We start from the raw sequence: 24,567 nt of genomic DNA on the forward strand, positions 1-24,567 counted from the left end.
CTTGGGCTTCCTCGGCGCCCTCGTAACGGGGCACTCGCGTCCGCCGGTCCGGCCCGTGGCTAGTATGGTCGGACCATAAATCGTTCCGGGGAGGTCCCATGCGCATCGGACTCTTCGCCACCTGTCTGGGAGACACGCTGTTCCCGGACGCGGTGCAATCCACCGCCGTCCTGCTCACCCGGCTCGGGCACGAGGTCGTGTTCCCGCCGGGCCAGACCTGCTGCGGCCAGATGCACGTCAACACCGGCTACCAGCGCGAACCCGTCCCGCTGGTACGCGGCTTCGCCGAGCAGTTCGGCGACCCCTCCCTGGAGGCCGTCGTCATGCCCTCGGGCTCCTGCGCCGGGTCGGTACGCCACCAGCACGGGATCGTCGCCGAGCGGTACGGGGACGCGGCGCTGCGCTCCGGCGTGGCCCGGGTGCGGGAGAAGACCTACGAACTGTCCGAGCTGCTCGTCGACGTGCTGGGCGTGACGGACGTGGGCGCGTGGTTCCCGCACCGCGTCACCTACCACCCGACGTGCCACTCGCTGCGGATGCTGCGGGTCGGCGAGAAGCCGCTGCGGCTGCTGCGCGCCGTCGAGGGCATCGACCTGGCCGAGCTGCCGGAGGCCGACTCCTGCTGCGGGTTCGGCGGCACCTTCGCGGTGAAGAACGCCGCGACGTCCGGCGCGATGCTCCGGGCCAAGCTGCGCCACGTCACCGGCACCGGCGCCGAGGTGTGCACCGCGGGCGACTCCTCGTGCCTGATGCACATCGGAGGCGGTCTCTCCCGCCTCCGGGCCGGGACGCGCACGCTGCACCTGGCGCAGATCCTCAGCTCCACCCGGCAGTCGCCGCTGACCCTGCCCCGTACGGACGAGACGCAGCCGGAGGCCGCCCGATGAACGCGAACGGCAGCAGCACCTTCCTCGGCATGCCCGCTCCCCCGCCCCGCTCGCCGTACGGCTCGGGGAACCTGCGCGGCACGGCGGCCTTCCCCGAGGCCGCGAAGGGCGCGATGCGGGACGAGCAGATGCGCCGCAACATCGGCAAGGCCACGCACTCGATCCGGGCCAAGCGGCTGTCCGTCACCGGGGAGCTGCCCGACTGGGAGGCGCTGCGGGACGCGGGCGCGGCCGTCAAGACCGACACCATGAACCGGCTGCCCGAGCTCCTGGAGCAGCTGGAGCGCAAGGTCACCGAGGCCGGCGGCACGGTGCACTGGGCCAGGGACGGGGACGAGGCCAACGCGATCGTCACCCGGCTGGTGAAGGAGACCGGCAGCGACGAGGCCGTGAAGGTCAAGTCGATGGCGACGCAGGAGACCGGCCTCAACGAGCACCTGGCGGCCGAGGGCGTCACGGCGTACGAGACCGACCTCGCCGAGCTGATCGTGCAGCTCGCCGACGACCGGCCCTCGCACATCCTGGTGCCCGCGATCCACCGGAACCGGGACGAGATCCGCGACATCTTCCTCGACGGCATCCCGGGCGTCGACCCCGGGCTGACCTCCGTGCCCGAGGACCTGGCCGCGGCGGCGCGGGCCTATCTGCGCGAGAAGTTCATGACCACGCGGGTGGCGGTCTCGGGGGCCAACTTCGGCATCGCCGAGACGGGCACGCTGTCGGTCGTCGAGTCCGAGGGCAACGGGCGGATGTGCCTGACGCTGCCCGAGACGCTGATCACCGTGATGGGCATCGAGAAGGTGCTGCCGCGCTACCAGGACCTGGAGGTCTTCCTCCAGCTGCTGCCGCGCTCCTCCACCGGCGAGCGGATGAACCCGTACACCTCGATGTGGACGGGCGTCACCCCGGGCGACGGGCCGCAGGACTTCCACCTCGTGCTGCTCGACAACGGGCGGACGGCGGCGCTCGCCGACCGCGTCGGCCGCGAGGCGCTCAACTGCATCCGCTGCTCGGCCTGTCTGAACGTCTGCCCCGTCTACGAGCAGGCCGGCGGGCACGCCTACGGCTCGACCTACCCGGGCCCGATCGGCGCCGTTCTCACCCCGCAGCTGGCCGGGATGCACGCGGCCGAGGACGACCCCAACAGCTCGCTGCCGTACGCCTCCAGCCTGTGCGGGGCCTGCTTCGACGCCTGCCCCGTGAAGATCGACATCCCCTCGCTGCTCGTCGAACTGCGGCACCAGCACACCGAGTCGGCCGGCCGGAGCGCCGAGTCGGCGGCGATGAAGGCCGCCGCCGGGGTGATGAAGCGGCCCCGGCTCTACACCGCGGCGCAGAAGGCGGCCGGGCTCGGTCACGTGCTCGGCGGCCGGGACGGGACCCTGCGGCGGCTGCCGCCCCCGTTCACCGGCTGGAGCGACAGCCGGGACACTCCGGCCCCGCCGCGCCGCTCGTTCCGCTCCTGGCTCGCCTCCGACGAGGGCGCGGCGACGCTCGCGGCGGCGGCCGAGGAGGGCCGCCGGGCTCGCGCCGGGGAGCCGGGGAACGGTGAAGTGCAGGGCGGCGGAAGGGAGTCGGAGCAGTGAGCGAGGACGTGACGGCACGCGGGACGGTGCTCGGGCGGGTGCGGGACGCGCTCGCGCTGAGCCGCCCTGAGGGCTCCCCTCCCCCGGACGTCCCCCGCGCCTACCGCACCGGGCGGACGCTGCCCGACGCGGAGCGGCTGGCCCTGTTCACCGACCGGCTGGTCGACTACCGGGCGCGGGTGACCCCGTGCACGGCGGCCGCCACGGCCGAGGTGCTGACCGGGCTGCTGCGCGGGCACGGGGTGCGGCGGGTCGGCGTCCCGCCGGGGCTGGACGTCTCGTGGCGGGCCGCGCTGGAGGCGGAGCTGGACGAGGTGCGCGAGGACGGGCCCGCGGCGCCGCCGCCCCAACTGGCCACGCTGGACGCGGTGGTGACGTCCTCGGCGGTGAGCTGCGCGGAGACCGGCACGGTCTTCCTCGACGGTTCGCCGGACCAGGGCCGCCGCGCCCTGTCCCTCGTCCCGGACCTGCACGTGTGCGTGGTGGACCTGTCGAGCGTCGAGGCCGGGGTGCCGGAGGCCGTGGCCCGGCTGGTGCCGGAGCGGCCGACGACGCTGATCAGCGGGCCCTCGGCCACCTCCGACATCGAGCTGGAGCGGGTCGAGGGCGTGCACGGGCCGCGCACCCTGGAGGTCGTGATCCGTACGGACGCCTGAGCCGGCGCCGTGCAAACGGCGGACGCCGGGCGGGAGTTGAGGAACCCGCCCGGCGCCCCCACCGGGCTCAGAGGACCACGACGGAGCGGAGGACCTCGCCGCGGCGCATCCGCGCGAACGCCTCCTCGACGTCGTCCAGGCCGATCTTCTCCGTCACGAAGCCCTTGAGGTCGAGCTTTCCGCTGAGGTGCAGGTCGATCAGGATCGGGAAGTCCCGGCTGGGCAGCGCGTCCCCGTACCAGGAGGACTTGAGGGAGCCGCCGCGGCCGAAGAGGTCGATCAGCGGCAGCTCGACCTTCTGCTCCGGGTCCGGCACCCCGACCTGGACCAGGGTGCCCGCGAGATCGCGCATGTAGAAGCCCTGCCGGTAGGTCTCCGGGCGGCCGACGGCCTCGACGACGACGTCCGCGCCGTTGCCCCCGGTGAGCTGCCGTACGGCCTCGACGGGGTCGGTGTGGCGGGAGTTGACGACGTGGGTGGCGCCGAAGCGGAGGGCGCCGTCGAGCTTCCGCTCGTCGATGTCGACGGCGATGACGCGGCGCGCGCCGGCCAACGAGGCGCCCGCGACGGCCGCGTTGCCGACCCCGCCGCAGCCGATCACCGCGACGGTGTCGCCGCTGGTGACGCCGCCGGTGTTGACCGAGGCGCCGTAACCGGCCATCACCCCGCAGCCGATGAGGCCCGCCACCTCGGGCCGGGCCGCCGGGTCGACGCGTACCGCCTGGCCCGCGGCGACCAGGGTCTTCTCGGCGAAGGCCCCGATGCCCAGCGCGGGCGTGAGCGGGGTGCCGTCGAGCAGCGTCATGGGCTGGGCGGCGTTGCCGGAGTCGAAGCAGTACCAGGGCCGGCCGCGGCGGCAGGACCGGCAGCTGCCGCAGGGCGCGCGCCAGGCGAGGACGACGTAGTCGCCGGGCCGCAGATCGGTGACGCCCTCGCCGACCTCCTCCACGACGCCCGCCGCCTCGTGGCCGAGCAGGAAGGGGAATTCGTCGTTGACGGCGCCGTCCCGGTAGTGCAGATCGGTGTGGCAGACACCGCACGCCTGGACGGAGACCAGGGCCTCACCAGGGCCGGGGTCCGGCACCGAAATCGTCTGCACCTCGACCGGAGCGCCTTGCTTGCCCGCAATCACAGCAGGGACTTCGTGCGGCATGATCGCTCCCTCAACTGTTGCGTACTGCACGACCAGTTGCGTTATGAGAGACATACTGGGAACGACCGCGGGCCACCGTCAACCCCCGCGCGTCACGACTTGGTCACCCCGGGCGACGAGCCGCGGGCGGGGCCGGAACACCGGCCCCGCCCTGCGGGTTCGTCAACTCCGGCGCGCGAGTGGGAGGTTCGCCGCGCGGCACGCCGGGCGCACGGGAGGCGCGGCCCGGCGCACGGGTGTCAGTAGCGGTATCCCATCCGCCGTGAGAGCTCCGCGGCCGCCGCCATCGTGCATTTGATCAGCTCCTCGAAGGTCTCTCCCTCGAGCCGGTACGCGGGACCCGAGACGCTGATCGCGCCGATCACGTCGCCGTCGTGCGCGTGCACCGGTGCGGCCACCGCGTGCAGTCCGACCTCCAGTTCGTCCATCGCGACGGCGAAGCCGTTGGCGCGCACCGCGTCCAGCTGCGCCCGCAGTTCGCCCGCGACGGTCACCGTGCGTTCGGTGATCCGTGCCGATTTGCGGGCGAGGATGCTCTCCCGGACCGACTTGGGCTCGTGCGCGAGCAGCACCTTGCCGCTGGAGGTCGCGTGCAGCGGGGTCCGGCGGCCGAGCCAGTTCTGCGCCGTGACGGACGAAGTGCCGCGCGCCTGCATGATGTTGACCGCGGCGTCGTCGTCCAGCACCGCGATGTTCGCCGTCTCCCCCACCTCGGCCGCCAGGTCGCGGCAGACGGGGGCTCCCTCCTGGGAGATGTCCAGCCGGGCCGCGGCCGATCCGGCGAGGCGCAGCACTCCGGCGCCCAGGTAGTACTTGCCGCGGTCCTGCTCCTGAGCGACGAGTCCGCGGTTCTCCAGAACGCCGAGCAGCCGGAAGGCGGTCGACTTGTGGACGTTCAACTCGTCCGCGATCTCGGTCACTCCGGCCTCGCCGTGCTGGGCGAGGATCTCCATCACGCTGACCGCGCGGTCGACGGACTGCACGCCGCCCGCGGTCCCCTTCGTGGCCCTCTCTTCCGCCTTGTCCTCGGCCTTCTTGTCCTCCGTCTTGTCGGTCATGTGTTCAACTCCACCGTCCATGTGGCTGGTTGGCACGCCCGTTTGCCAGGAATCCCTTGACGCGCGCCCCTGCTGTCTGGATTCTGTTGCGCATCACGCTATGTCGTGCGTGATGCGCAACGAGCATGGTACCGAAGAGTACGAGGGGGACCCAGTGATTCCCGTCTGCCGTCTGGAGGACCTGCCCGAGGGCGAGTCCGTCCGCATTGCCACGCAGCCTCCGATCGCCGTCTTCCACGCCGACGGCGAGGTGTACGCCATCGATGACACCTGCACCCACCAGGACGCGTCCCTGTCCGAGGGCTTCCTGGAGGGCTGCTTCATCGAATGCCCGCTCCACGAGGCTTCATTCGACCTCCGTACGGGGGCGCCGACCTGCCTCCCCGCTCGTCGCCCCGTCCGCACCCACCGCGTGACCGTCGAGGACGGCACGGTGTACGTCCACGCGGCAGCCGATGCCGTGACCGCAGATGCCGGGACCGCGCACTCCGCCGCGATCCCCCGTGAAGGGAGTGCCGCATGAGGACCATCACCGTCGTCGGAGCATCACTGGCCGGCCTGTACACCGCCACCGCACTGCGTGACCAGGGCTTCGACGGGCGCCTGGTCATCGCGGGCGACGAGCCGCACCGGCCCTACGACCGGCCGCCCCTCTCCAAGGGCTTCCTCACCGGTGACCTGACGCGCGAACAGATCGCCCTCGCCCCTGCCGAGGACGAGGCGGCGCTCGACGCCGAGTGGCTGCTCGGCGCCCGCGCCCGCCGCCTCGAACCGGGCTCGCGCACCGTCGAGTTCGAGGACGGCCGGCGGGTGACCACCGACGGGCTGGTGATCGCCACCGGCGCCGCCGCGCGGTGGCTGCCGGGCGAGCGCCTCGCCGGGGTGCACACCCTGCGCACCCTGGACGACGCGGAGGCGCTCGGCGCCGAACTGTCCGCCGGGCAGCGGCAGATCGTCGTCATCGGCGGCGGGTTCATCGGCGCCGAGGTGGCCTCCTCCTGCGCGGCCGGGGGGCACCTGGTGACGGTCGTGGAGGCCGCGCTGCAACCGCTGATCGGGCAGCTCGGCGAGGCGATGGCGCACGAGTGCGCCAAGCTGCACGCGGACCACGGCGTCCAGCTGCTGTGCGGCACCGGCGTCGCCTCCCTGCTGGACGACGGCGCGGGCCGGGTCCGCGGCGTCGAGCTCTCGGACGGGCGGACCCTCGACGCCGACGTGGTCGTCGTCGGCATCGGCGCGAGCCCGAGCACCGGCTGGCTGGAGGACTCCGGACTGCCCCTGGACGACGGGGTGGTGGCCGACGCGGGCTGCGTCACGCCGGTGCCCGGCATCGTCGCGGTCGGCGACGTGGTGCGCACGGCCGGGTCCCGCGCCGAGCACTGGAGCAGTGCCACGGCGCAGGCCGGCATCGCCGCGCGCAACCTCCTGGCCGGCGCGACCGTCGAGACGCACCGCCCGCTGCCGTACTTCTGGTCGGACCAGTACGGGACGCGGCTGCAGTTCGCCGGACGGCACCGTCCCGGTGACACCGTCCGGATCGCCGAGGGCTCCCCGGACGACCGCAGCTTCCTCGCCGTCTACGAGAACCCGGAGACCGGCGGCACGACGGCGGCGCTCGCGCTGAACCGCCCGCGCGCCTTCACCCGCACCCGCCGGGCGCTCGCCCGGGAGACCCTGCCCGCGGCGCTGTGACCCGGCAACTCGGGGCCACAGCAGGCGGGTCGACGGCGGGAGCGGTCAGGTCCGCGGCAGCCCGAGCAGGCGCACGGCCTGTTCGCGCATCTCGACCTTGCGGACCTTCCCCGTGACCGTCATCGGGAACTCGTCGACCACGTGCACGTAGCGCGGGACCTTGAAGTGGGCGAGCCTGCCCCGGCAGTGGTCCCGCAGCGCCTCCGCGTCCAGCGGGCGCGTACCCTCCCGCATCCGCAGCCAGACCATCAGCTCCTCGCCGTACTTCTCGTCGGGCACCCCGATGACCTGGGCGTCCAGGATGTCGGGGTGGCCGAGCAGGAACTCCTCGATCTCGCGCGGGTAGATGTTCTCGCCGCCGCGGATCACCATGTCCTTGATCCGGCCGGTGATCCGGACGTAGCCCTCCTCGTCCATCACGGCGAGGTCGCCGGTGTGCATCCAGCGCGCCGCGTCGATGGCCTCCGCCGTCTTCTCCGGCTCGTCCCAGTAGCCGAGCATCACCGAGTAGCCGCGGGTGCACAGTTCGCCGGGTTCGCCGCGGGGCACGGTCAGCCCGGAGTCCGGGTCGACGACCTTCAGCTCCAGGTGCGGGCCCACCCGGCCGACGGTGCCGACCCGGCGCTCCGGCGGGTCGTCGGCGCGGGTCTGGCTGGAGACGGGCGAGGTCTCCGTCATGCCGTAGCAGATCGCCACCTCGGCCATGCCGAGCCGCTCGATGACCTGGCGCATCACCTCGGCCGGGCAGGTGGACCCGGCCATGATGCCGGTCCGCAGCGAAGAGACGTCGCGGGACTCCAGCGAGGGCTCATTGAGCATCGCGATGAACATCGTCGGCACGCCGTACAGGGAGGTGCAGCGCTCCTCGGCCACGGCGGCGAGAGTGACGGCCGGCTCGAAGGACGGGGCCGGGACGATCATGGCGGAGCCGTGCGTGGTGCACGCGAGGTTGCCCATCACCATGCCGAAGCAGTGGTAGAAGGGCACCGGGATGCACACCCGGTCCCGCTCGGTGTAGCCGCACAACTCCCCCACGAAGAAACCGTTGTTGAGGATGTTGTGGTGCGAGAGCGTCGCGCCCTTGGGGAAGCCGGTGGTGCCCGAGGTGTACTGGATGTTGACCGGGTCGTCGCTGCTGAGCGCCGCCTGCCGGGCCGCCAGCGCCGCCGGGTCCGCGTCCTTCCCCGAGGCCAGCAGCCCGTCCCACTCCGCGCTGTCGAAGAGCAGCACGTGCTCCAGGTCCGGGCAGCGCGGTCCGGCCTCGGCCAGCATGCCCGCGTAGTCGGAGGACTTGTGCTCCCGCGCCGCGAACACCGCGCGCACCCCGGACTGCCGCAGCACGTACTCCAGCTCGTGCGTGCGGTAGGCCGGGTTGATGTTGACGAGTACGGTGCCGGCCTTCGCCGTCGCGTACTGGAGCAGCGTCCACTCGGCGCGGTTGGGCGACCAGACGCCGACCCGGTCGCCCTTGGCCAGGCCCATGGCCAGCAGTCCGCGCGCGAGGACGTCGACGTCCTCGCAGAAGGCGGCGTAGGTCCAGCGGCGGCCGGTGGCGTACTCGACGAGGGCCTCCCGGGCGGGGAAGCGGGCCGCGGTGCGGTCCAGGTTGTCGCCGATGGTGTCACCGAGCAGCGGCACGGTGGAGGGGCCTGATGCGTAACTGGGCACTGCGGGCGCGGTCGGCACGTCGAACCTCCTGGCGGTGGACGTCACGGAACTGAAGCTCACGGAACGCGGCGGACATCACGGATCAGGGCCCGGCCGGTGACGTTATACGCGCCCCGCCGCCGCCTGTCTGCCCACGGGACAACAGCGGCGTGCTTCCCCGGCGCGCGGTCCGCCCGTACCGTCGGCGCATGACCGAGCTGCTGCACATCACCGAGCGCCCCCTCTGGGACGCCGCGCGCGAGAGGGGCACCTACGAGATGTCCACACGCGGCCGCACCCTCGCCGAGGTGGGCTTCATCCACGCCTCGCTGCCGCACCAGCTGGCCACCGTGGCCGAGGCCCTGTACGGCGGCGACGACGACCACGACGAGCTGGTCGTCCTCGTCATCGACGACACCCGGCTGACCGTCCCGGTCCGCTACGAGCCGCCCGTGCCCGGCGCCGAGGACTTCCCCCACCTGTACGGCCCGCTCCCGGTCACAGCGGTCACCCGCGTCGAACGGTGGAGGGACTGGGTGGGCTGAGCGGTGGCCTTCCGTCCCCGGCACCACCCGACGCGGCCCGCCCCCGGAGTCCAAGGGGCGGGCCGCGTCGGGTGGTTGGTCAGCGTGCGTAATACCGGTCGAAGTTCTTCGCGAACTCGCCGCCCGCGAAGCGGTCCCAGTTGATGGACCAGGCCATCAGGCCGCGCATGTCCGGCCAGGTGCCGTGGGTCTTGTAGGAGCCGCAACTCGAGCCCTTGGTCAGGCAGTCCAGGGCCTTGTTCACCTCGCCGGGCGGGGTGTGCCCGTTGCCGGCCTGGGGGCTGGCGGGCAGGCCGATGGCGACCTGGGAGGGCTTGAGCGCGGGGAAGACGTTGTTCCTGTCGCCCGCGACGGGGAAGCCGGCGAGCAGCATGTCGGTCATGGCGATGTGGAAGTCGGCGTTCCCCATGGTGTGGTACTGGTCGTCCAGGCCCATGATGGGACCGGAGTTGTAGTCCTGGACGTGCAGCAGCGTGAGGTCGTTGCGCATCGCGTGGATGACGGGCAGGTAGGCGCCCGCGCGCGGGTCCTGGCCGCCCCACTTGCCCGAGCCGTAGTACTGGTAGCCGAGCTGGACGAAGAAGGTCTCCGGAGCCATGGTGAGGTGGAAGCCCGCCCCGTACTTCGCCTTCAGCGACTTGAGCGCGGAGATCAGGTTGACGATGACGGGGCTCTTCGGGTTCTTGAAGTCGGTGTCGCCCTGGTCGAGGGAGAGCGAGTGCCCCTCGAAGTCGATGTCGACGCCGTCCAGTCCGTACTTGTCGATGATCCCGCCGACCGACCTGACGAACGCGTCGCGGGCGGCCGTCGTGGTCAGCCTGACCTGACCGTTCTGGCCGCCGATGGAGAGCAGCACCTTCTTGCCCGCGGCCTGCTTGGCGCGTACCGCCGCGGTGAACTCGGCCTCCGTCTCGACGTTCGGGCACTCCGTCTTCGGGCAGAGCGAGAAGCGGATGTCGCCGGAGGTGGTGGACGTCGGTTCCCCGAAGGCCAGTTGGATGACGTCCCAGCTCGCGGGGGTGTCGGCGAGGCGCGTGTAGCCGGAGCCGTTGGCGAAGCTGGTGTGCAGATAGCCCACGAGGGCGTTCTTGGGCAGCGCGGCGGTCTCCGCGGTGGCGGCCTTCTCCGGGGCTGCGGAGGCGGGCGGTCCGGCGGTGGCCGAGGTGGCCGGCAGGCCGGCGGCGGCGAGTCCGGCGAGGACGGCGATGAGCGCTCGTCTGTGCCGCCGCGGCCGGGGGCCGTTGCGGCGGAAGAGTAAGGGGGTGCGGCGGTTCGAGCGGGCGCCAGGGCGCATGGGGGCCTCCTCGTCGACTGCGGGGTCGATCCGGTGAGGGGCTCCGGCCGGAAGCTGTTGCGCTGGGGAGGCTTCCCCGGCGGTACCCCTCGCCGCCGGAGCAAACAGGACCGGACCAATGCTGTCAATGGTCTGGACCAGATGGACATTTGAGCCTCGGGAAGCGGCTGCCGGTGTGTGGTGGCTTCGATCCGGCGCTCGCGTCGGCGCCTGCTTGTGGCTGCTGTCGGGCGGTGTCCATACTTCTCTCCGTCAGGTTCCGGCCGGAGAGAAGGAGGCTGACATGGAGGACAAGCACCGCGGGGGGCCGTCCGACAAGCCGTGGACGCCGCCGCCGGAGCCGCCGAGCCCGGACGGCGACAACCCGGAGAAGAAGTGAACTCCCCGTGGCCGACGAGGTGACCGACTGGCGGCAGGTGTGCCGCACGGCGCTGGAGACGAAGGGCGCCTTCCGCGCGCCGGGCCTGGCCGCCGCATTCGACGCGGTGGACCGGGCCGCCTTCGTACCCTCGCGGTTCTGGCTTCCCCGGCGGGGAGACGACGGGCTGTATCCCGTGGTGGACCGTGCCGAGGACGCGCGGGGATGGCTGCGGGCGGTGTGGGACGACCGGCTGAGCGCCGTTGTCCAGCTCGACGACGACAGCGGCCGCCCCGTTGAACCGGCGGTGGGCGACTTCACCTCGTCGGTGTCGGCTCCGGACATCGTCTTCGAGAAGCTGGCGCAGCTGGACGTGCGGCCCGGGTGCCGGGTCCTGGAGGTGGGCACCGCGTCCGGGTACAACGCGGCCCTGCTGCGCGAACTGGCCGGGGACGGACAGGTGGTGACCGTCGAGGTCGATCCGGGGCTGTCGGCATGGGGTGCGGCCAACCTCCGGGCCGCGGGCTACGAGGTGACGACGGTGTGCGGCGACGGCCTGTCCGGGTGTCCCGCGGGCGGCCCGTACGACCGGGTGCTGTCCACGGCCGCGCTGCGGCGGGTACCGGAGGAATGGCTCGCCCGGTGCGCGCCGGAAGCGGTGATCGTCACGCCCTTCGGCACGGCGTACGCCAGCGGCGGCCTGGTGCGTCTGCGGGTGAACGAAGGCACGGCATCGGGACGGTTCACCGGCTGCGCCTGGTACATGTGGGCGCGCAGCCACCGGCCGCCGCGGAGCCTGGCACCCCCGGAGGAACACACTCCCGCCGCTTCGCCCCTGGACCCGGCGGACGTGTTCCGGGGGCCGTGGGAGCAGGATTTCGTGATCGGCCTGCGGGTTCCGGACATCGACTACACGCACCGTGGTGAAGGCCGGGCGCGGCAGGTGCAGTTGTGGGACGAGTCCGGCCGGAACGTGACCTTGGTGGACTACGACCACTGGTGGCAGGCGGGGGCCGTGCGGGTCTTCGGCCGGCGGAACCTGTGGGACGAGGTGGTGGCCGCGTATGCCGCCTGGCGGCAGGCCGGGCGCCCCGGAGTCACTCGGCACGGACTGACCGTGGACCCGGCAGGCCAGCGGGCGTGGCTGGACACCCCGGAGAACGTGGTGGCGCACACGGCACCGCAGCAGCGGACGTGACGTGGCCGGGCCCGCGCCCTTCCCGCCCCGCACCGGGACGGCGACCGCCTCGTCGGCCCCCGGGGGACGGCTGGGAGAATGCGGGCCGTGGCATACGAACAGGTGACCCCCGGAACCGAGACGGCCCCCGCACAGACCCCCGGCGCGGAACAGAGTCCAGGCGCGGAGGGGATCAGTGTGGTGGCGGCCGCCGTGGTCCGGGAGGGGCGGCTGCTGGTGGTCAGCAAGCAGGCAGCGCCCGACGTCTACTACCTGCCGGGCGGCAAGCCCGACCCCGGCGAGACGCCCGAGCAGACCCTGGCCCGCGAGCTGGACGAGGAGCTCGGCGTCACGCCGACCGGGCTGACCCCGCTGGTGACGGTGGAGGACTGGGCCGTGCTGGAGGACGTCCCCATGCACCTGACCGTCTTCCGGGCCGGCCTCGACCGGGAGCCCGTCCCGGCCGCCGAACTGGCCTCGATGCGCTGGCTGCGGGACGGCGAGAGCGACGACGACGGTCCCCTCACGCTGGCCCCCGCCATCGCCCGGCACGTCGTCCCCCTCCTCGGCCTGGGTTCCTGAGCCGGGCCCCGGAGCCCTGAGCCCGCCGGGCGTCCGGCACGGCACTCTCGCCCCGGCGGAACTCCTCGCGCACACTGGTGACCCGGCTGCGGGCGGCACCGGGGACGAGGGAGGCACGCGGTATGCGGGTGGCACAGGAGTCCCGGTGGGTACGCCTGGTGCTCCCGGTCCTGGCCGGTGCGGTGCCCGCGCTCGCGTTCCCGGCGCCCGCGCTGTGGTGGCTGGCCCCGTTCGCGCTGGTGCCGCTGCTGCTGCTCGCCCGGTCCGCGCCCCGCGCCCGGCAGGCGGCGCTCACCGGCTGGCTCGGCGGCGCGGGCTTCATGCTGGCGGTGCACCACTGGCTGCTGCCGAGCCTGCACGTCTTCCTGCTCCCGCTGACCCTGCTTCTGGGCGCGCTGTGGGCCCCGTGGGGCCTGCTCGTCCGGCGGCTGCTGGGCGGCGCTCCGGGCCCGGGACGGTTCGCGGCCGCGCTGCTGCTGGTGCCCTCGGGCTGGCTCCTCGTCGAACTGGTGCGCTCCTGGGAGTACTTGGGCGGCCCGTGGGGGCTGCTCGGCGCGAGCCAGTGGCAGGTCGCGCCCGCGCTGCGGCTGGCCTCGGTGGGCGGGGTGTGGCTCGTCGGGTTCCTGCTCGTCGCGGTGAACACGGCGCTGGCGGGGCTGATCGCCACGCCCTCGGCCCGGCGCCCCGCGGCGGCCGGGCTGGCCGGGGCCGCGCTCTTCACCTGCGCGGTGTGGGCGTGGGCGCCGCAGCCGCGGCCCGAGGGGACGGTGCGGGTCGGCGTCGTCCAGCCGGGCGGGACGGCCGACGCGCGGCACCGGTTCGCGCGCGGTGAGGAGCTCACCCGCGCACTCGCCCGGGAGGAGCGGGGCCGCGCGCCCGAGCTGATCGTGTGGGGCGAGAGCAGCGTCGGCTACGACCTGGGCGCCCACCCGGACCTGCGGCGGCGGCTCACCGCGCTGGCCCGCGCGACCGGTTCCCCGCTGCTGGTGAACGTGGACGCGCGGCGCGCCCACGGGCCCGGCATCTTCAAGAGCTCCGTCCTGGTCGGTCCCGGGGGGCCGGTCGGCCCGCGCTACGACAAGATGCGACTGGTGCCCTTCGGCGAGTACGTCCCGGCCCGGCAGGTGCTCGGCTGGGCGACCTCGGTGGGCCGTGCCGCGGGCGAGGACCGGCACCGGGGCGAGGAGCCGGTGCTGATGCGTTCGGGCGGGCTGGTCTTCGGCCCGCTGATCTGCTTCGAGACGGCGTTCCCCGACATGAGCCGCCATCTGGTGCGCGAGGGCGCCAGGTTGCTCGTCGGGCAGACCGCCACCTCGACGTTCCAGAACAGCTGGGCCCCGCAGCAGCACGCCTCGCTGGCCGCGCTCCGCGCCGCCGAGACGGGCCGGCCGATGGTGCACGCGACGCTCACCGGGGTCAGCGCGGTGTACGGGCCGCGCGGCGAGGCCGTCGGCCCACGGCTGGGCACGGAGGACGAGGGCAGCGCGGTCTACCCCGTGCCGATGGCCGGCGGCACCACTCCGTACGTCCGCTTCGGGGACTGGGTGCTGGGGCTGTCACTGGGTGCGCTGGCCGCGTTCGGCTCGGCCGAGGGCGTACGGGCCCTGCGGCGGAGGCCGGGCTGAGGCGCGTGCTCCGGGCAACCACCGGACCGCCCCTAGGGGCCGGGGCGGGGTGAACTCCGGGGAGCTCCCGATGGCCGGGGGCGGCGGGTGCGCGGACGCTGGAGGCATGCTGATGCCTGCGCTCTCCGTGACCCTCATCGCCCTGATCGTCGCCGCCGTACTGATCCGGAACCGGCGGCCCCGCCTCCGGCCCCTGCTGGGCGCCCTCGTCGGCGCCTGGGCGGGCTTCGCCCTCGGCGCGCTCCTCGGCGTCGCCGTGGACGTGCTCACCGCCAACGGCTACTTCCTCGCCCTCGTCGGCCACCTGGCCGCGATCCCGGGCGCCGTGCTCGGCATCCGCCGCGCCGCGCCCGCGCTGACGGCCTGAACACGCGGGGTCAACCCGCCTGTTCCTCCGCGGCGATGACGACGCGCTCGCACAACTCGTGGGTGAGCAGCGCGTCCTGGGCCGAGGGCCGCTCCCCCGCACGCACGGCGTCGAGGAAGGCCAGCACGATCTGCTCGATGCCGCGCTGCCGGGCGACGGGCACCCAGTCGCCGCGGCGCCGGACGCTGGGCTGGCCCCGGTGGTCGACGACGGCGGCGAGGTCGCGCACCTCGCGCTTGCTGTCGGCGCCGGAGACCTCCAGCACCTCCTCGGCCGAGCCGGAGAGCCGGTTCATCGCGCCGATCGCGGTGAAGCCGTCGCCCGACATCTGGAGGACGGCGTGGTGCAGCAGGCCGTCCCGTACCCGGGTGCGGATGTCGATGTGGTCGGGCGTACCCGGCGCCAGGAAGCGCAGGGTGTCGACGACGTGGATGAAGTCGTCGAAGACCATCGTGCGCGGCGCCTCGGGCAGGCCGACGCGGTGCTTCTGCAGCAGGATCAGGTCGCGCGGGTGCTCCAGGCACTGGGCGTACCCCGGCGCGTGGCGGCGGTTGAAGCCGACGGTGAGGCCGGTGCGGCGCCGCTCGGCGAGCTCCACCAGCCGCTGCGCCTCGGCCAGTTCGTACGCCAGGGGCTTGTCGACGTAGGTGGGGACGCCCGCCTCCAGGAGCCGGGTGACGATCTCCGGGTGCGCCACGGTGGCGGTGTGCACGAAGGCGGCGTCGGGCCGTCGGTCGAGCAGCGCGTCGAGGTCGGTGTGCAGGTGCCCGGCGGGCACCCGGTGGGCCGCGCCGACGCGTTCGAGCGTCTCGGGGTTCCGCGTCACCAGGTGCGGCTCCAGGTCCGGCTGCGCGGCGAGCACCGGCAGGTAGGCCTTCTGCGCGATGTCGCCGAGTCCGATGACGCCGATTCTCACGGTGGCTCCTCGTCCGGCACGGCCCGGTCGGGGCCGGCTCCTTCGGTGGCGGGCGCCCGCTGTGCCGGGCGTGCGTACCGGCAGAGCATACGGGCGCCGCGCCGGAGTTGACGGCGCGGGCCCGGCGCGGGGTCGGGCTCGGGGTCAGACGCGGCCGGCCTCCGGGGTGCGCAGCAGCGGCAGCCGGAAGCCGTAGCGGATCGCGAGCATGCGCAGGGCGAAGACCAGTCCGGCGGAGGTGACCGTGGTGGGCGTCGAGGGGACGCCGAGCGCGTCCATCGCGAGGTAGCACAGGGCGCCCACGGTCGCGGCGGTGGCGTAGAAGTCCTCCCGCAGCAGCAGCGGCGGGGTGCTCCCGCACAGCAGGTCCCGGACGATCTCGCCGGTGACGCCGGTCATCACCGCGAGGATGATCACGGCGGGCGGGGTGACGCCGCTGTCCAGGGCCGCCTTGGCGCCGATGACGGTCACCACGGAGAGGCCGACGGCGTCGACGGTGAGCAGCACCCGGTGCGGCAGCCGGCGGCGCCGCAGGTAGAGGCTGGTGAGGACGGCGACCGTGGCGATCACGGCGAGCAGCACCCAGTCCTGCGTCCAGTACAGCGGGCGGCGGTCGAGCAGCACGTCCCGCAGGGTGCCGCCGGAGATCGAGGCGGCGAGGGCGAGGACGAGGCCGCCGAAGGGGTCCATCTTCGCCTCGTGCGCGGCCAGGACGCCGCTGGCCGCGAAGGCGGCGATCCCGATGAGGTAGAGCACGTGCAGCACCACGACGCCTCCTCACTCACTCGCGGCGGCGTGGGCCGCGGGCAGGACGGGGCGGGCGGGGCTGCCGTGGGCAGGCAGCACGGAGGAAGGGGGAAACACGGCGGGAGGGCTCTCTTTCGCGGGGAGACTCGGCAGGCCCTCCGGTGATCCGGAGGGCGTACGTCCGGGCGCGGTGTGCGCCCGGCGCGGGTTCCCGCTCTGTCATGGAGCCTGAGAGTTTCACCGCCTGCTCGGCGGTTTGCCCCGTCGGCGCGGCTCCGGTGCGGAGCCGCTTTTCAGAGTCGCCTCGTCCCGTGCGGTAAGTGGCCTGAGAGATTCCGGGAGAGTTGCTCCTTCGGCACACGCGGTCACTGAGCGCACGTGTTCTCCCGCACGGGGTCAACAGCCTGTGTTCGATTGTCCGGCCACGCTAACACGCGGCCTGGACCCGCCTCTCCCGCTCGCTCCGGGCGGACCCGGGCCCGGGACAGGCGGGCTCCGGAGCGGGGTCAGAACTCCCGGCCGCCCGCGTCGAGTTGGAGGCCCAGGCGGTCGATCGCGGCCCGGATGCCCTGCCCGTACGGATCGTCCGCGAGCTCGCCCGCGACCTCGCGGGCCCTGGCCAGCTCGCGCCGGGCCGGGGCGTCCTCGCCGAGCTTGGCGTGATCGGCCGCGAGGTTGAGGTAGAGCGAGGGGTAGAGGCAGCGGACCGCGAGCGAGTGCTCGCCCCAGCGCACCTCGTCCCCGGCGAGGGCGTCGGCCGCGGCGAGAGCTCTTCGGTCCCACTCCAGCTCGCTGCGGGGGTCGTCCTGGGTGTCGGCCATGTAGTGCGCGATGGTGCAGCGGTGGAAGAGCTCCTGCTCGCCCGTCTCCGTCCACAGCTGCGCGAAGCGGTTGCGGGCCTCCTCCCGGTCCCCGCCGCGGTGCAGCATGATCGCCTGCCCGATCCGGACCATCGTCGCGTCGTGGGACGCGTTCTGCTGCTGCTCGGCCACGAGTGCCTCCTGCTGTCCTGCGGCCCGGCCAGTCGTCTCCACGACGCTAACCGCCGCCACTGACAATCCCGTCCAGGCACTCGCGGCGCCCCTCCCGGCGGCCCCCGCACGGCGGTCCGGCGGGAGGGGACGGGGAGCGGGGGCGCGTCAGCCGAGGTCCGGGATGCGCCAGTCGATCGGGGTGTGGCCCTGCGCGGCGACGGCCTCGTCGATCTGGCTGAAGGGGCGGGAGCCGAAGAACTTCCGCGCGGAGAGCGGCGAGGGGTGCGCGCCCTGCACGACCGCGTGCCGTTCGGTGTCGATCAACGGCAGCTTCTTCTTCGCGTAGTTGCCCCAGAGGACGAACACCGCCGGGTCGGGGCGGGCGGCGACGGCGCGGATCACCGCGTCGGTGACCTTCTCCCAGCCCTTGCCCTTGTGCGAATTGGCCTCGCCCGCGCGGACGGTGAGCACCGCGTTGAGCAGCAGCACGCCCTGTTGCGCCCAGGGCATCAGACAGCCGTTGTCCGGCACGGGGTGGCCGAGGTCGTCCCGGAGCTCCTTGTAGATGTTCCGCAGCGACGGCGGGGTCTTCACGCCGGGCCGCACCGAGAAGCACAGCCCGTGCCCCTGGCCCTCGCCGTGGTACGGGTCCTGGCCGAGGATCAGTACCTTGACGCGGTCGTACGGGGTGGCCTCCAGCGCGGCGAAGACCTCCTCCCGCGGCGGGTAGACCGGGCCGCGGGCCCGCTCCTGGGCCACGAACTCGGTCAGCTCCTCGAAGTAGGGCTTGGCCGTCTCCTCCTCCAGGACGTCCTGCCAGGATGCGGGCAACAGGCCCGTGGTGCCGTTCACGCGTCAACCTCCGTCGGTGCCGGACAGGCACTCGCTCGTGCATGTGCTGTCCGGCAACGTACCGCCGGCCACCGACAACGGGCGCGGGGCACCCGTCGCGGTGGCCGGGCGGGTGCCCAACTCGCCCGTCACCAGCTGGACTTGCGGTGCAGTTCCCACATCCGCATGATCACCGACGAGTCCAGGGACCACTCGACGCCCGCGATGTCCTTGCGGGAGGCGATGTAGACGCGCCCCTGCCACAGCGGCAGCAGCTTGGCGTCCTCGGCGATGACGCGCTGCGCCTTGGCGAAGTGCTCCCCGGCGGCGGCCCGGTCGCTCTCCTCGCGCGAGCGCAGCAGGGTGCTCGCGAGCTGCTCGCTCTCGTACGGGGTGCCGACGGCGTTGCGCTTGCCGACGAAGGGGGTGATGTAGTTGTCCGCGTCGGGGAAGTCCGCGAACCAGCCGCGGCCGAAGACCGGGTACTGGCCCTTGTTGTAGCCCTTCTGGAACTCCTTCCAGCCGCGGCCCTCGATGGTGATGTCGAAGAGTCCGGACTGTTCCAGCTGCCGCTCCAGCTCCTCGAACTCCCGCTTGGTGGCGGTGCCGTAGCGGTCGGTGGTGTACCAGAGGGTGAGCTCGACCTTGCGGTTGATCCCGGCGGCGGCCAGCGTCCGCTTCGCCTTCTCGCGGCTGGGCTCGCCGTAGCGGTCGTAGAAGGCGCTGGTGTGGCCGGTGATGCCGCTCGGGACCATGCTGTAGAGCGGGTCGGCGGTGCGCTCGTAGACGTTGCGCACCAGGGCCTTGCGGTCGACGAGCTGGGCGATCGCCCTGCGTACGGCCGGGTTTCCGGCGGTCTTGTCCTGGGAGTTGAAGACCAGGTAGCGGATCTCGGAGCCGGTCATCTCGCTGAGTTCGAGGGCGTCGGCGCCCTTCGCGCCGGCCTTCTGGAGGGTGGTGACCTGGCTCGGGGTCAGTCCGCGGTAGCTCAGGTCGATGCTGCCGTCCTTCAGCGCCGCGACCATCTTCCGGGAGGAGGAGAAGTAGCGGATGGTGACGCCGTCGTTCTTCATGTCGGCGGCGCCCTTGTAGGACTCGTTCCGGGTCAGCTCGGCCTTCTCGCCGTCGGTGTACGAGGCCAGCTGGTACGGCCCGGAGCCGGTGACGCCCTCGTCGGTGCGGAGCCGGTCCGCTGGGTAGCTCTCCGGCTCGACGATCGAGGTGGCGGGGGTGGCCAGGATGAACGGGAAGGTCGCGTCGGACTTCTTGAGGTGGAAGACGACGGTCTTGCGGTCGGGGGCCTCGACCCGGTCGAGACTGTCCAGGAGGCCGATCGGCCCGGCGGGCGCGTCGATCTTCCGGATGCGGTCGATGGAGTGCTTGACGGCGGCGGAGTCCAGGGTGCTGCCGTCGGAGAAGGTCAGCCCGCCCTTGAGCGTGCAGCGGTAGACCTTGCTGGCCGAGTCCGTGAAACCGCACCGCTCCGCGGCGTCCGGTTCGGGCGTGCTGCTGGAGTTCGGGACGGTGAGGAGCGTCTGGTAGACGTTCCGGTACAGCTCCCAGGAGCCGTCCCAGGCGGCCGCGGGGTCGAGGACGCTGGGGGCGCTGGTGGTGCCCACGACGACCGGTTCGTCCCCCTTGCCGTCGTCTCCCGACAGCGAACTGCACCCGGCGAGCAGGGCTGTTGACATCGCGACGGACGCGGTCAGCCTCAGGGGTCGGTTGCGGTCGAACACGTACGCGCTCCTCAGTCGGCGGGGCCACTACTGCTGATGCGGTTGCCAGAAGACGCCAAGGGCGGGCCCATGGACGTCCCGTAGGGAATTCGCCGTCGGCCACTCGCCCTGTCCGTTCCGCTCTCGCGCGCCGCGCACGCGGCGGCCGCGCGGGGGATCCGCTGCCGAAGGCGAGAGCGACCATACCTCAGCCGGACGCTCCGGAGCATGCACAGATCAAGGATTTGTACCGCATCGAGCCAGGTGAGGAGGGGTGCGTCGTGACTGCGGGTACCGACCCGGCGACGGACCGGTACCCGCACGTCCGCAGAGCGGGCACCGTCCGGCCCCGGGGTGCCCGCTCAGTCCAATTCGTTCACTCCACGCCCGAATTGAGGAACAGACCGCCGTCGACCACGAGTGTCTGCCCGGTGACCCACGCCGCGTCCCGCGATGTGAGGTACGCGACGGCGCCGCCGATGTCCTCCGGGGCGCCCAGCCGCCCCATCGGGTACCGCGCCGCGGCCTCCTGCTCGCGCCCCTCGTAGAGCGCGGCGGCGAACTTGGTCTTGACCACGGCGGGCGCGACCGCGTTCACCCGCACCCCCGGCGCGAACTCGTGCGCCAGCTGGAGCGTGAGGTTGACCATCGCGGCCTTGCTCATGCCGTACGCGCCGATGAACGGCGAGGCCGAGATCCCGGCGATGGAGGCGACGTTGACGACCGAGCCGCCGTTCTCCCGCTGCCAGGCCGCCCAGGTGCGCTGCGCGAAACCGAGCGCCGAGACGACGTTGGTCTCGAAGACCTTCCGGGCGACGTTGAGGTCGAGTTCGGCGATCGGCCCGAAGACCGGATTCGTGCCCGCGTTGTTGACGAGGTGGTCGACCCGGCCCCAGGCGGCCATGACCTTCTCCACCGCGTCGGTCTGGTGCGCCTCGTCGTGCGCCTTGCCCGCGACGTACATCGCGCGGTCGGCGCCGAGCGCCTCGACGGCCTCCTTGAGCGCGTCCTCGTTCCGGCCGGTGATGCACACCCGGTCGCCGCGCGCGATCAGCGACTGTGCGACGCCGTACCCGATCCCGCGGCTGCCGCCGGTGACGAGCGCGACCTCGCCCTGCTGCCCCTGCTGTGCCATGTCCACTGCCTCCGGGATCAGTTGAGCGGTCCGCCGGCCACGTACATGACCTGGCCGGAGACGAAGCCGGCCGCCTCGCCGGTGAAGAAGGCGATCGCGTTGGCGATGTCCTCGGGGCGGCCGACGCGCTGGACGGGGATCTGCGAGGCGGCCGCGGCCTGGAAGTCCTCGAAGCCCATGCCGACGCGCTCGGCGGTGGCCGCGGTCATGTCGGTGACGATGAAGCCGGGCGCGACGGCGTTCGCGGTCACGCCGAACTTGCCGAGCTCCTTGGCGAGCGTCTTGGTGAAGCCCTGCAGACCGGCCTTGGCCGCCGAGTAGTTGACCTGCCCGCGGTTGCCGAGCGCGGAGGACGAGGAGAGGTTCACGATCCGGCCGAACCCGGCGTCGACCATGTGCTTCTGGCAGGCGCGGGACATCAGGAAGGCGCCGCGCAGGTGCACGTTCATCACGGTGTCCCAGTCGGCCTCCTCCATCTTGAACAGGAGGTTGTCGCGCAGGACTCCGGCGTTGTTGACGAGCACGGTGGGAGCGCCGAGCTCCTCGGCCACGCGGGCCACGGCCGCCTCGACCTGCGCACCGTCGGAGACGTCACAGCCGACGGCGACGGCCTTGCCGCCCGCCGCGGTGATCTTCTCGACGGTGTCCTTGCAGGCCGCCTCGTCGAGGTCGAGTACGGCGACGGCACGCCCCTCGGCGGCCAGCCGGACGGCGGTGGCGGCGCCGATCCCCCTGGCCCCGCCCGTCACGATCGCGACACGCTGCTCGGTGCTGGACATTCTGGTTCTCTCCTCGCCCTGGATTGGTGAGCAACCGCTTAGTACCTACGGCTGACGTGACGCTATGAGGCGGGCAACGCGCTGTCAACGGTCCCTGGCCGCCGGGCCGTCCGGCGCGGGGAGGGAGCGGTCCGGGAAAGGCTCAGCGCGCCCAGTGGCCGAGCAGCGTCGCGGTGTCGGTGACCGTGGCGACGAGGGCCAGGGTGTGGCGGACCATCGCGGGCGTGTAGTCCTCGGGTACCCCGGCGACGGCGTCCTCCGGGACGACCACGGTGTACCCGAGATTGACGGCGTCGAAGACCGCGTTGGGCACGGCGACGTTCGCGGAGACGCCCGTGACCACCAGCGTCCGCACCCCGAGGTTGCGCAGCAGCGGGTCGACGTCCGTGCCCGCGAGCGGGGAGAGCCCGTGCAGCCTGCGGACGACGAGGTCCTCCTCGGCGACCGGCACGGGGGCGGCGACCCGTACGGCCTCCGTCCCGGACAGCTGCTGCACCGGCAGGCGGGAAGCGGCGCGGAACAGGCGCGCGTTGGCGCCTGAGCCCCGGCCGTCCGGGCGGCGTTCGGCGACGGCGTGCAGCACCTGGACGCCCGCGCCGTGCGCGGCGCCCACCAGGCGCGCGACGCGGTCGAGCATGCCGGACTCCCGTGCCGCGGCGGCGAGTTCGGGCAGCGCGCTGCGCTCGCCCACCACACCGTTCTGGCACTCGACGGTGAGCAGCGCCGTGCGCGACGGCTCCAGCAGCGCTTCCAGTGCCCCGTGCGCGCTCATCCCGCTCCCCTCTCCGCCCGGCGTGACCGGAGGCTAGAGGGCGCCGCACGAAGAGGGAAGGGGGCGGGGCATTGCGCGGGGGCGGTCCGGCGCGCATGATTTTCTGACGTGCCATCAGCAACAGTCGGGCGAGGGCGCGGAGGGACGCGGAAGGACGAGCCCATGAGCGTCACCGAACAGCGCGGCCAGCGGCGCGGACGCCGGATCAGGATGTCCCCGGAGGAGCTGGACGCCTACCTCACCGAGCAGCACACCTGCCGCGTGGCCACGGTGGGCGCGGACGGCACCCCGCACGTGGGCCCGCTGTTCTTCTGCTGGGACGGCGCCTCCCTGTGGCTGTACTCGATCACCCGCAGCCGGCGCTGGGCCCAGCTGCGCCGGGACCCGCGCGTCGCGGTCGTCGTGGACGACGGGCGCGAGTACGGCGAACTGCGCGGCGTGGAGCTCACCGGCCGGGCCGTCCCCGTCGGCGAGGCCCCGCGCGGCGAGGCGGACGTGCCCGAACTGGCCGCCCCGGAACGGCTGTTCGCCGCCAAGTACTTCGGCATGGACCGGATGCCGCACGACGGCCGGCACGCCTGGCTCCGCCTGACCCCGGACAGCGTCGTCTCCTGGGACTTCCGCAAGATCTGAAGCCGGGGCCGCGCCGTCCGTCAGGCGTACCGGCGGGGCGCGGCCGGGCGGACGGCCGCGGCGACGGAGTCGGCGAGGCGGGGGATGCCGACGTCGTCCAGCGGTGAGACCGTCAGCCGGATGCCGGGCGGCGAGGCGACGCGGAAGCGCGCGCCGGGGGCTGCGGCCCAGCCGGACTGGAGCAGAGCCGTCACGGCACCGGTCTCGTCGGCGACGGGCACCCAGACGTTCATGCCGCTGCGCCCGTACGCCGGCACCCCGCGCCCGGCCAGCTCGCGCACCAGCGCGTCGCGGCGCCGCCCGTAGGCGCGGGCCACCGCGGCCGGGTCGACGGCGCGGGAGTGCCAGAGGTGCGCGACGGCGTCCTGGAGGAGGTGGCTGACCCAGCCGGGGCCGAGCCGCTGCCGCCCCCGGACCCGGTCCAGCGTGACCGCGTCCCCGGTGAGGACGGCGAGCCGGAGGTCGGGCCCGTACGCCTTCGCCGTCGAACGGGCCAGCGCCCAGCGGTCGGTGGCGCCCGCGAGGGTGCACAGCGGGAGGTCGACGATGCCGTGCCCGTGGTCGTCCTCGACGACGAGGACGCCGGGACGGCGGGCGAGCGCCTCGCGCAGCGCGCGGGCCCGCGCGGCGGACACGGCGGCGCCGGTCGGGTTCTGGGCCCGGCCGGTGACCACGACGGCGCGGGCCCCGCGCTCCAGGGCCTGCTCCAGCCCGTCGGGCAGCGGACCCTCGTCGTCCAGCGGCAGCGGGACGGGGCGCAGGCCGAGCGCGGGGACGAGGTCGAGCAGGCTGCCCCAGCCCGGGTCCTCGACGGCGACGGTGTCGCCCGGCTTGAGGTGCGCGGCGAGCACCCGCTCGATGGCGTCCAGCGAACCGGAGGTCAGCACGATGCCGTCCGGGCCGCAGGGGACGCCGTCCGCCGCGAACGCCTCGGCCGCGGCCCGCGCCAGACCGGGGTCGACGGGTTCGTCGCCGTAGAAGACGGGGCTGCGGGCCGCGCGCGCGGCCGCGGCGGCCAGCGCCTCGCCCAGCGGCGGCAGCAGCGCCGGGTCGGGGTTGCCCTGGGAGACGTCGGTGGCCCACTCGGGGGGTTCGACCCGGAGGGCCTCGCGCGCGGTGCTCGCGGGCCTGGCCCGCACCCGGCTGCCGCGGCGGCCGGCCGTCTCGATGACGCCGCGCTCGCGCAGCGTCCGGTAGGCCGCGGCGACCGTGTTCGGGTTGACCTCCAGTTCGGCGGCCAGCTCCCGCATCGGCGGCAGCGCGGCGCCGGGCGCCAACTCCCCCGATCCGACGCCCTGTTCGACGCTCGCCGCGATCTCCGCTGCGCGCCTGCCCGTGATCCTGTACTCTCCTAGCACAAAGCACAGTTTGCACTAGTACAACGAGAGACGCAAGCCGGAACACGCACCACGGCCGGCGAGCGGCCCGAACCCACGAG

The 24,567-nt window shown here is 73.3% G+C and carries 24 protein-coding genes and 1 riboswitch; of the genes, 11 read left to right on the top strand and 13 right to left on the bottom strand.

What is annotated here, in order from left to right:
• Positions 1–98 precede the first annotated feature (98 nt).
• Genes HCC30_RS22050 through HCC30_RS22060 form a run of 3 tightly spaced genes read left to right on the top strand, consistent with a single transcriptional unit; the run spans position 99 to position 3,129 of the window.
• Positions 99–887 carry a (Fe-S)-binding protein gene (locus HCC30_RS22050; RefSeq protein WP_169444376.1) on the top strand — a complete coding sequence of 263 codons (789 nt, stop codon included), beginning with the start codon at positions 99–101 and terminating at the stop codon, positions 885–887.
• Entirely contained in the window at positions 884–2,473 is a 1,590-nt protein-coding gene (locus tag HCC30_RS22055) for a lactate utilization protein B (RefSeq protein WP_169444377.1), read from the top strand. The genes HCC30_RS22050 and HCC30_RS22055 overlap by 4 nt, the downstream gene beginning before the upstream one ends.
• The gene (locus HCC30_RS22060) at positions 2,470–3,129 is read left to right on the top strand and encodes an LUD domain-containing protein (RefSeq protein ID WP_346776752.1); all 660 of its coding nucleotides are present in this window, start codon (positions 2,470–2,472) and stop codon (positions 3,127–3,129) included. The genes HCC30_RS22055 and HCC30_RS22060 overlap by 4 nt, the downstream gene beginning before the upstream one ends.
• Positions 3,130–3,196: 67 nt before the next feature.
• Here HCC30_RS22060 and HCC30_RS22065 read toward each other — a convergent pair whose 3' ends face one another.
• Entirely contained in the window at positions 3,197–4,282 is a 1,086-nt protein-coding gene (locus HCC30_RS22065; protein ID WP_169444378.1) for an S-(hydroxymethyl)mycothiol dehydrogenase, read from the bottom strand.
• A 239-nt stretch (positions 4,283–4,521) separates the two neighbouring features.
• On the bottom strand, positions 4,522–5,340 hold the full coding sequence (locus tag HCC30_RS22070) for an IclR family transcriptional regulator (RefSeq protein ID WP_169444379.1): 819 nt from the start codon (positions 5,338–5,340) through the stop codon (positions 4,522–4,524).
• 154 nt (positions 5,341–5,494) lie between these two features.
• Here HCC30_RS22070 and HCC30_RS22075 point away from each other — a divergent pair, with 154 nt between their 5' ends.
• A complete protein-coding gene (locus tag HCC30_RS22075; protein ID WP_169444445.1) occupies positions 5,495–5,863 on the top strand; it encodes a bifunctional 3-phenylpropionate/cinnamic acid dioxygenase ferredoxin subunit in 369 nt (122 codons plus the stop codon).
• Entirely contained in the window at positions 5,860–7,032 is a 1,173-nt protein-coding gene (locus HCC30_RS22080) for an FAD-dependent oxidoreductase (RefSeq protein ID WP_169444380.1), read from the top strand. Before HCC30_RS22075 ends, HCC30_RS22080 begins: the two co-directional genes overlap by 4 nt.
• 45 nt (positions 7,033–7,077) lie before the next feature.
• Here HCC30_RS22080 and HCC30_RS22085 read toward each other — a convergent pair whose 3' ends face one another.
• The gene (locus tag HCC30_RS22085) at positions 7,078–8,745 is read right to left on the bottom strand and encodes an AMP-binding protein (protein WP_346776753.1); all 1,668 of its coding nucleotides are present in this window, start codon (positions 8,743–8,745) and stop codon (positions 7,078–7,080) included.
• A 143-nt stretch (positions 8,746–8,888) separates the two neighbouring features.
• Between HCC30_RS22085 and HCC30_RS22090 the strand changes: the two genes are divergently transcribed.
• The gene (locus tag HCC30_RS22090; RefSeq protein WP_169444381.1) at positions 8,889–9,224 is read left to right on the top strand and encodes a DUF952 domain-containing protein; all 336 of its coding nucleotides are present in this window, start codon (positions 8,889–8,891) and stop codon (positions 9,222–9,224) included.
• A gap of 79 nt (positions 9,225–9,303) precedes the next feature.
• Here HCC30_RS22090 and HCC30_RS22095 read toward each other — a convergent pair whose 3' ends face one another.
• The gene (locus HCC30_RS22095) at positions 9,304–10,518 is read right to left on the bottom strand and encodes a chitinase (protein WP_169444382.1); all 1,215 of its coding nucleotides are present in this window, start codon (positions 10,516–10,518) and stop codon (positions 9,304–9,306) included.
• A gap of 386 nt (positions 10,519–10,904) precedes the next feature.
• On the opposite strand from HCC30_RS22095, the gene HCC30_RS22100 reads away from it, so the two are divergent.
• From HCC30_RS22100 to HCC30_RS22115, 4 genes are all read left to right on the top strand, one after another.
• Entirely contained in the window at positions 10,905–12,074 is a 1,170-nt protein-coding gene (locus HCC30_RS22100; RefSeq protein WP_169444383.1) for a methyltransferase domain-containing protein, read from the top strand.
• 192 nt (positions 12,075–12,266) lie between these two features.
• Entirely contained in the window at positions 12,267–12,635 is a 369-nt protein-coding gene (locus tag HCC30_RS22105; protein WP_346776757.1) for an NUDIX domain-containing protein, read from the top strand.
• Between the two features lie 122 nt (positions 12,636–12,757).
• Positions 12,758–14,260: an apolipoprotein N-acyltransferase gene (lnt, locus tag HCC30_RS22110; RefSeq protein WP_169444385.1), complete on the top strand. Its 1,503-nt coding sequence runs from the start codon at positions 12,758–12,760 to the stop codon at positions 14,258–14,260.
• Positions 14,261–14,366: 106 nt separating this feature from the next.
• A complete protein-coding gene (locus HCC30_RS22115) occupies positions 14,367–14,627 on the top strand; it encodes a hypothetical protein (protein ID WP_169444386.1) in 261 nt (86 codons plus the stop codon).
• Positions 14,628–14,637: 10 nt separating this feature from the next.
• Here HCC30_RS22115 and HCC30_RS22120 read toward each other — a convergent pair whose 3' ends face one another.
• The 8 genes from HCC30_RS22120 to HCC30_RS22155 all read right to left on the bottom strand — a co-directional run bounded on the left by HCC30_RS22120 (position 14,638) and on the right by HCC30_RS22155 (position 22,496).
• Entirely contained in the window at positions 14,638–15,543 is a 906-nt protein-coding gene (locus tag HCC30_RS22120; protein ID WP_169444387.1) for a Gfo/Idh/MocA family oxidoreductase, read from the bottom strand.
• Positions 15,544–15,687: 144 nt separating this feature from the next.
• The gene (locus HCC30_RS22125) at positions 15,688–16,311 is read right to left on the bottom strand and encodes a trimeric intracellular cation channel family protein (protein ID WP_346776754.1); all 624 of its coding nucleotides are present in this window, start codon (positions 16,309–16,311) and stop codon (positions 15,688–15,690) included.
• A gap of 283 nt (positions 16,312–16,594) precedes the next feature.
• A riboswitch (glycine riboswitch) is annotated at positions 16,595–16,689 on the bottom strand.
• A gap of 107 nt (positions 16,690–16,796) precedes the next feature.
• Entirely contained in the window at positions 16,797–17,243 is a 447-nt protein-coding gene (locus HCC30_RS22130) for a hypothetical protein (protein WP_169444450.1), read from the bottom strand.
• 186 nt (positions 17,244–17,429) lie between these two features.
• Complete coding sequence (ung, locus tag HCC30_RS22135; RefSeq protein ID WP_169444388.1) at positions 17,430–18,116, bottom strand: uracil-DNA glycosylase; 687 nt, start codon at positions 18,114–18,116, stop codon at positions 17,430–17,432.
• A 128-nt stretch (positions 18,117–18,244) separates the two neighbouring features.
• Positions 18,245–19,831, bottom strand: coding sequence for an ABC transporter substrate-binding protein (locus HCC30_RS22140; RefSeq protein ID WP_169444389.1), 1,587 nt, complete (start codon positions 19,829–19,831; stop codon positions 18,245–18,247).
• Between the two features lie 355 nt (positions 19,832–20,186).
• A complete protein-coding gene (locus HCC30_RS22145; RefSeq protein WP_169444390.1) occupies positions 20,187–20,945 on the bottom strand; it encodes an SDR family oxidoreductase in 759 nt (252 codons plus the stop codon).
• A gap of 17 nt (positions 20,946–20,962) precedes the next feature.
• A complete protein-coding gene (gene fabG / locus HCC30_RS22150; RefSeq protein ID WP_169444391.1) occupies positions 20,963–21,724 on the bottom strand; it encodes a 3-oxoacyl-ACP reductase FabG in 762 nt (253 codons plus the stop codon).
• Positions 21,725–21,866: 142 nt separating this feature from the next.
• Complete coding sequence (locus HCC30_RS22155; protein ID WP_169444392.1) at positions 21,867–22,496, bottom strand: cysteine hydrolase; 630 nt, start codon at positions 22,494–22,496, stop codon at positions 21,867–21,869.
• A gap of 162 nt (positions 22,497–22,658) precedes the next feature.
• Here HCC30_RS22155 and HCC30_RS22160 point away from each other — a divergent pair, with 162 nt between their 5' ends.
• Positions 22,659–23,129 carry a pyridoxamine 5'-phosphate oxidase family protein gene (locus HCC30_RS22160; RefSeq protein ID WP_169444393.1) on the top strand — a complete coding sequence of 157 codons (471 nt, stop codon included), beginning with the start codon at positions 22,659–22,661 and terminating at the stop codon, positions 23,127–23,129.
• A gap of 20 nt (positions 23,130–23,149) precedes the next feature.
• Here HCC30_RS22160 and HCC30_RS22165 read toward each other — a convergent pair whose 3' ends face one another.
• Positions 23,150–24,487 carry an aminotransferase class I/II-fold pyridoxal phosphate-dependent enzyme gene (locus HCC30_RS22165; RefSeq protein WP_169444394.1) on the bottom strand — a complete coding sequence of 446 codons (1,338 nt, stop codon included), beginning with the start codon at positions 24,485–24,487 and terminating at the stop codon, positions 23,150–23,152.
• Positions 24,488–24,567 lie beyond the last annotated feature (80 nt).

It is taken from the genome of Streptomyces sp. HNM0574 (assembly GCF_012726235.1).
Classification (GTDB): domain Bacteria; phylum Actinomycetota; class Actinomycetes; order Streptomycetales; family Streptomycetaceae; genus Streptomyces.

Bases quoted from the DNA above. Each gene is read 5' to 3' on its own strand.
- HCC30_RS22095 (WP_169444382.1), bottom strand. From the start codon at position 10,518: ATGCGCCCTGGCGCCCGCTCGAACCGCCGCACCCCCTTACTCTTCCGC.
- HCC30_RS22145 (WP_169444390.1), bottom strand. From the start codon at position 20,945: ATGGCACAGCAGGGGCAGCAGGGCGAGGTCGCGCTCGTCACCGGCGGC.
- HCC30_RS22130 (WP_169444450.1), bottom strand. From the start codon at position 17,243: ATGGTCCGGATCGGGCAGGCGATCATGCTGCACCGCGGCGGGGACCGG.
- HCC30_RS22065 (WP_169444378.1), bottom strand. From the start codon at position 4,282: ATGCCGCACGAAGTCCCTGCTGTGATTGCGGGCAAGCAAGGCGCTCCG.
- HCC30_RS22090 (WP_169444381.1), top strand. From the start codon at position 8,889: ATGACCGAGCTGCTGCACATCACCGAGCGCCCCCTCTGGGACGCCGCG.
- fabG (WP_169444391.1), bottom strand. From the start codon at position 21,724: ATGTCCAGCACCGAGCAGCGTGTCGCGATCGTGACGGGCGGGGCCAGG.
- lnt (WP_169444385.1), top strand. From the start codon at position 12,758: ATGCGGGTGGCACAGGAGTCCCGGTGGGTACGCCTGGTGCTCCCGGTC.
- HCC30_RS22155 (WP_169444392.1), bottom strand. From the start codon at position 22,496: ATGAGCGCGCACGGGGCACTGGAAGCGCTGCTGGAGCCGTCGCGCACG.
- HCC30_RS22055 (WP_169444377.1), top strand. From the start codon at position 884: ATGAACGCGAACGGCAGCAGCACCTTCCTCGGCATGCCCGCTCCCCCG.
- HCC30_RS22070 (WP_169444379.1), bottom strand. From the start codon at position 5,340: ATGACCGACAAGACGGAGGACAAGAAGGCCGAGGACAAGGCGGAAGAG.
- HCC30_RS22115 (WP_169444386.1), top strand. From the start codon at position 14,367: ATGCTGATGCCTGCGCTCTCCGTGACCCTCATCGCCCTGATCGTCGCC.
- HCC30_RS22050 (WP_169444376.1), top strand. From the start codon at position 99: ATGCGCATCGGACTCTTCGCCACCTGTCTGGGAGACACGCTGTTCCCG.
- HCC30_RS22080 (WP_169444380.1), top strand. From the start codon at position 5,860: ATGAGGACCATCACCGTCGTCGGAGCATCACTGGCCGGCCTGTACACC.
- HCC30_RS22160 (WP_169444393.1), top strand. From the start codon at position 22,659: ATGAGCGTCACCGAACAGCGCGGCCAGCGGCGCGGACGCCGGATCAGG.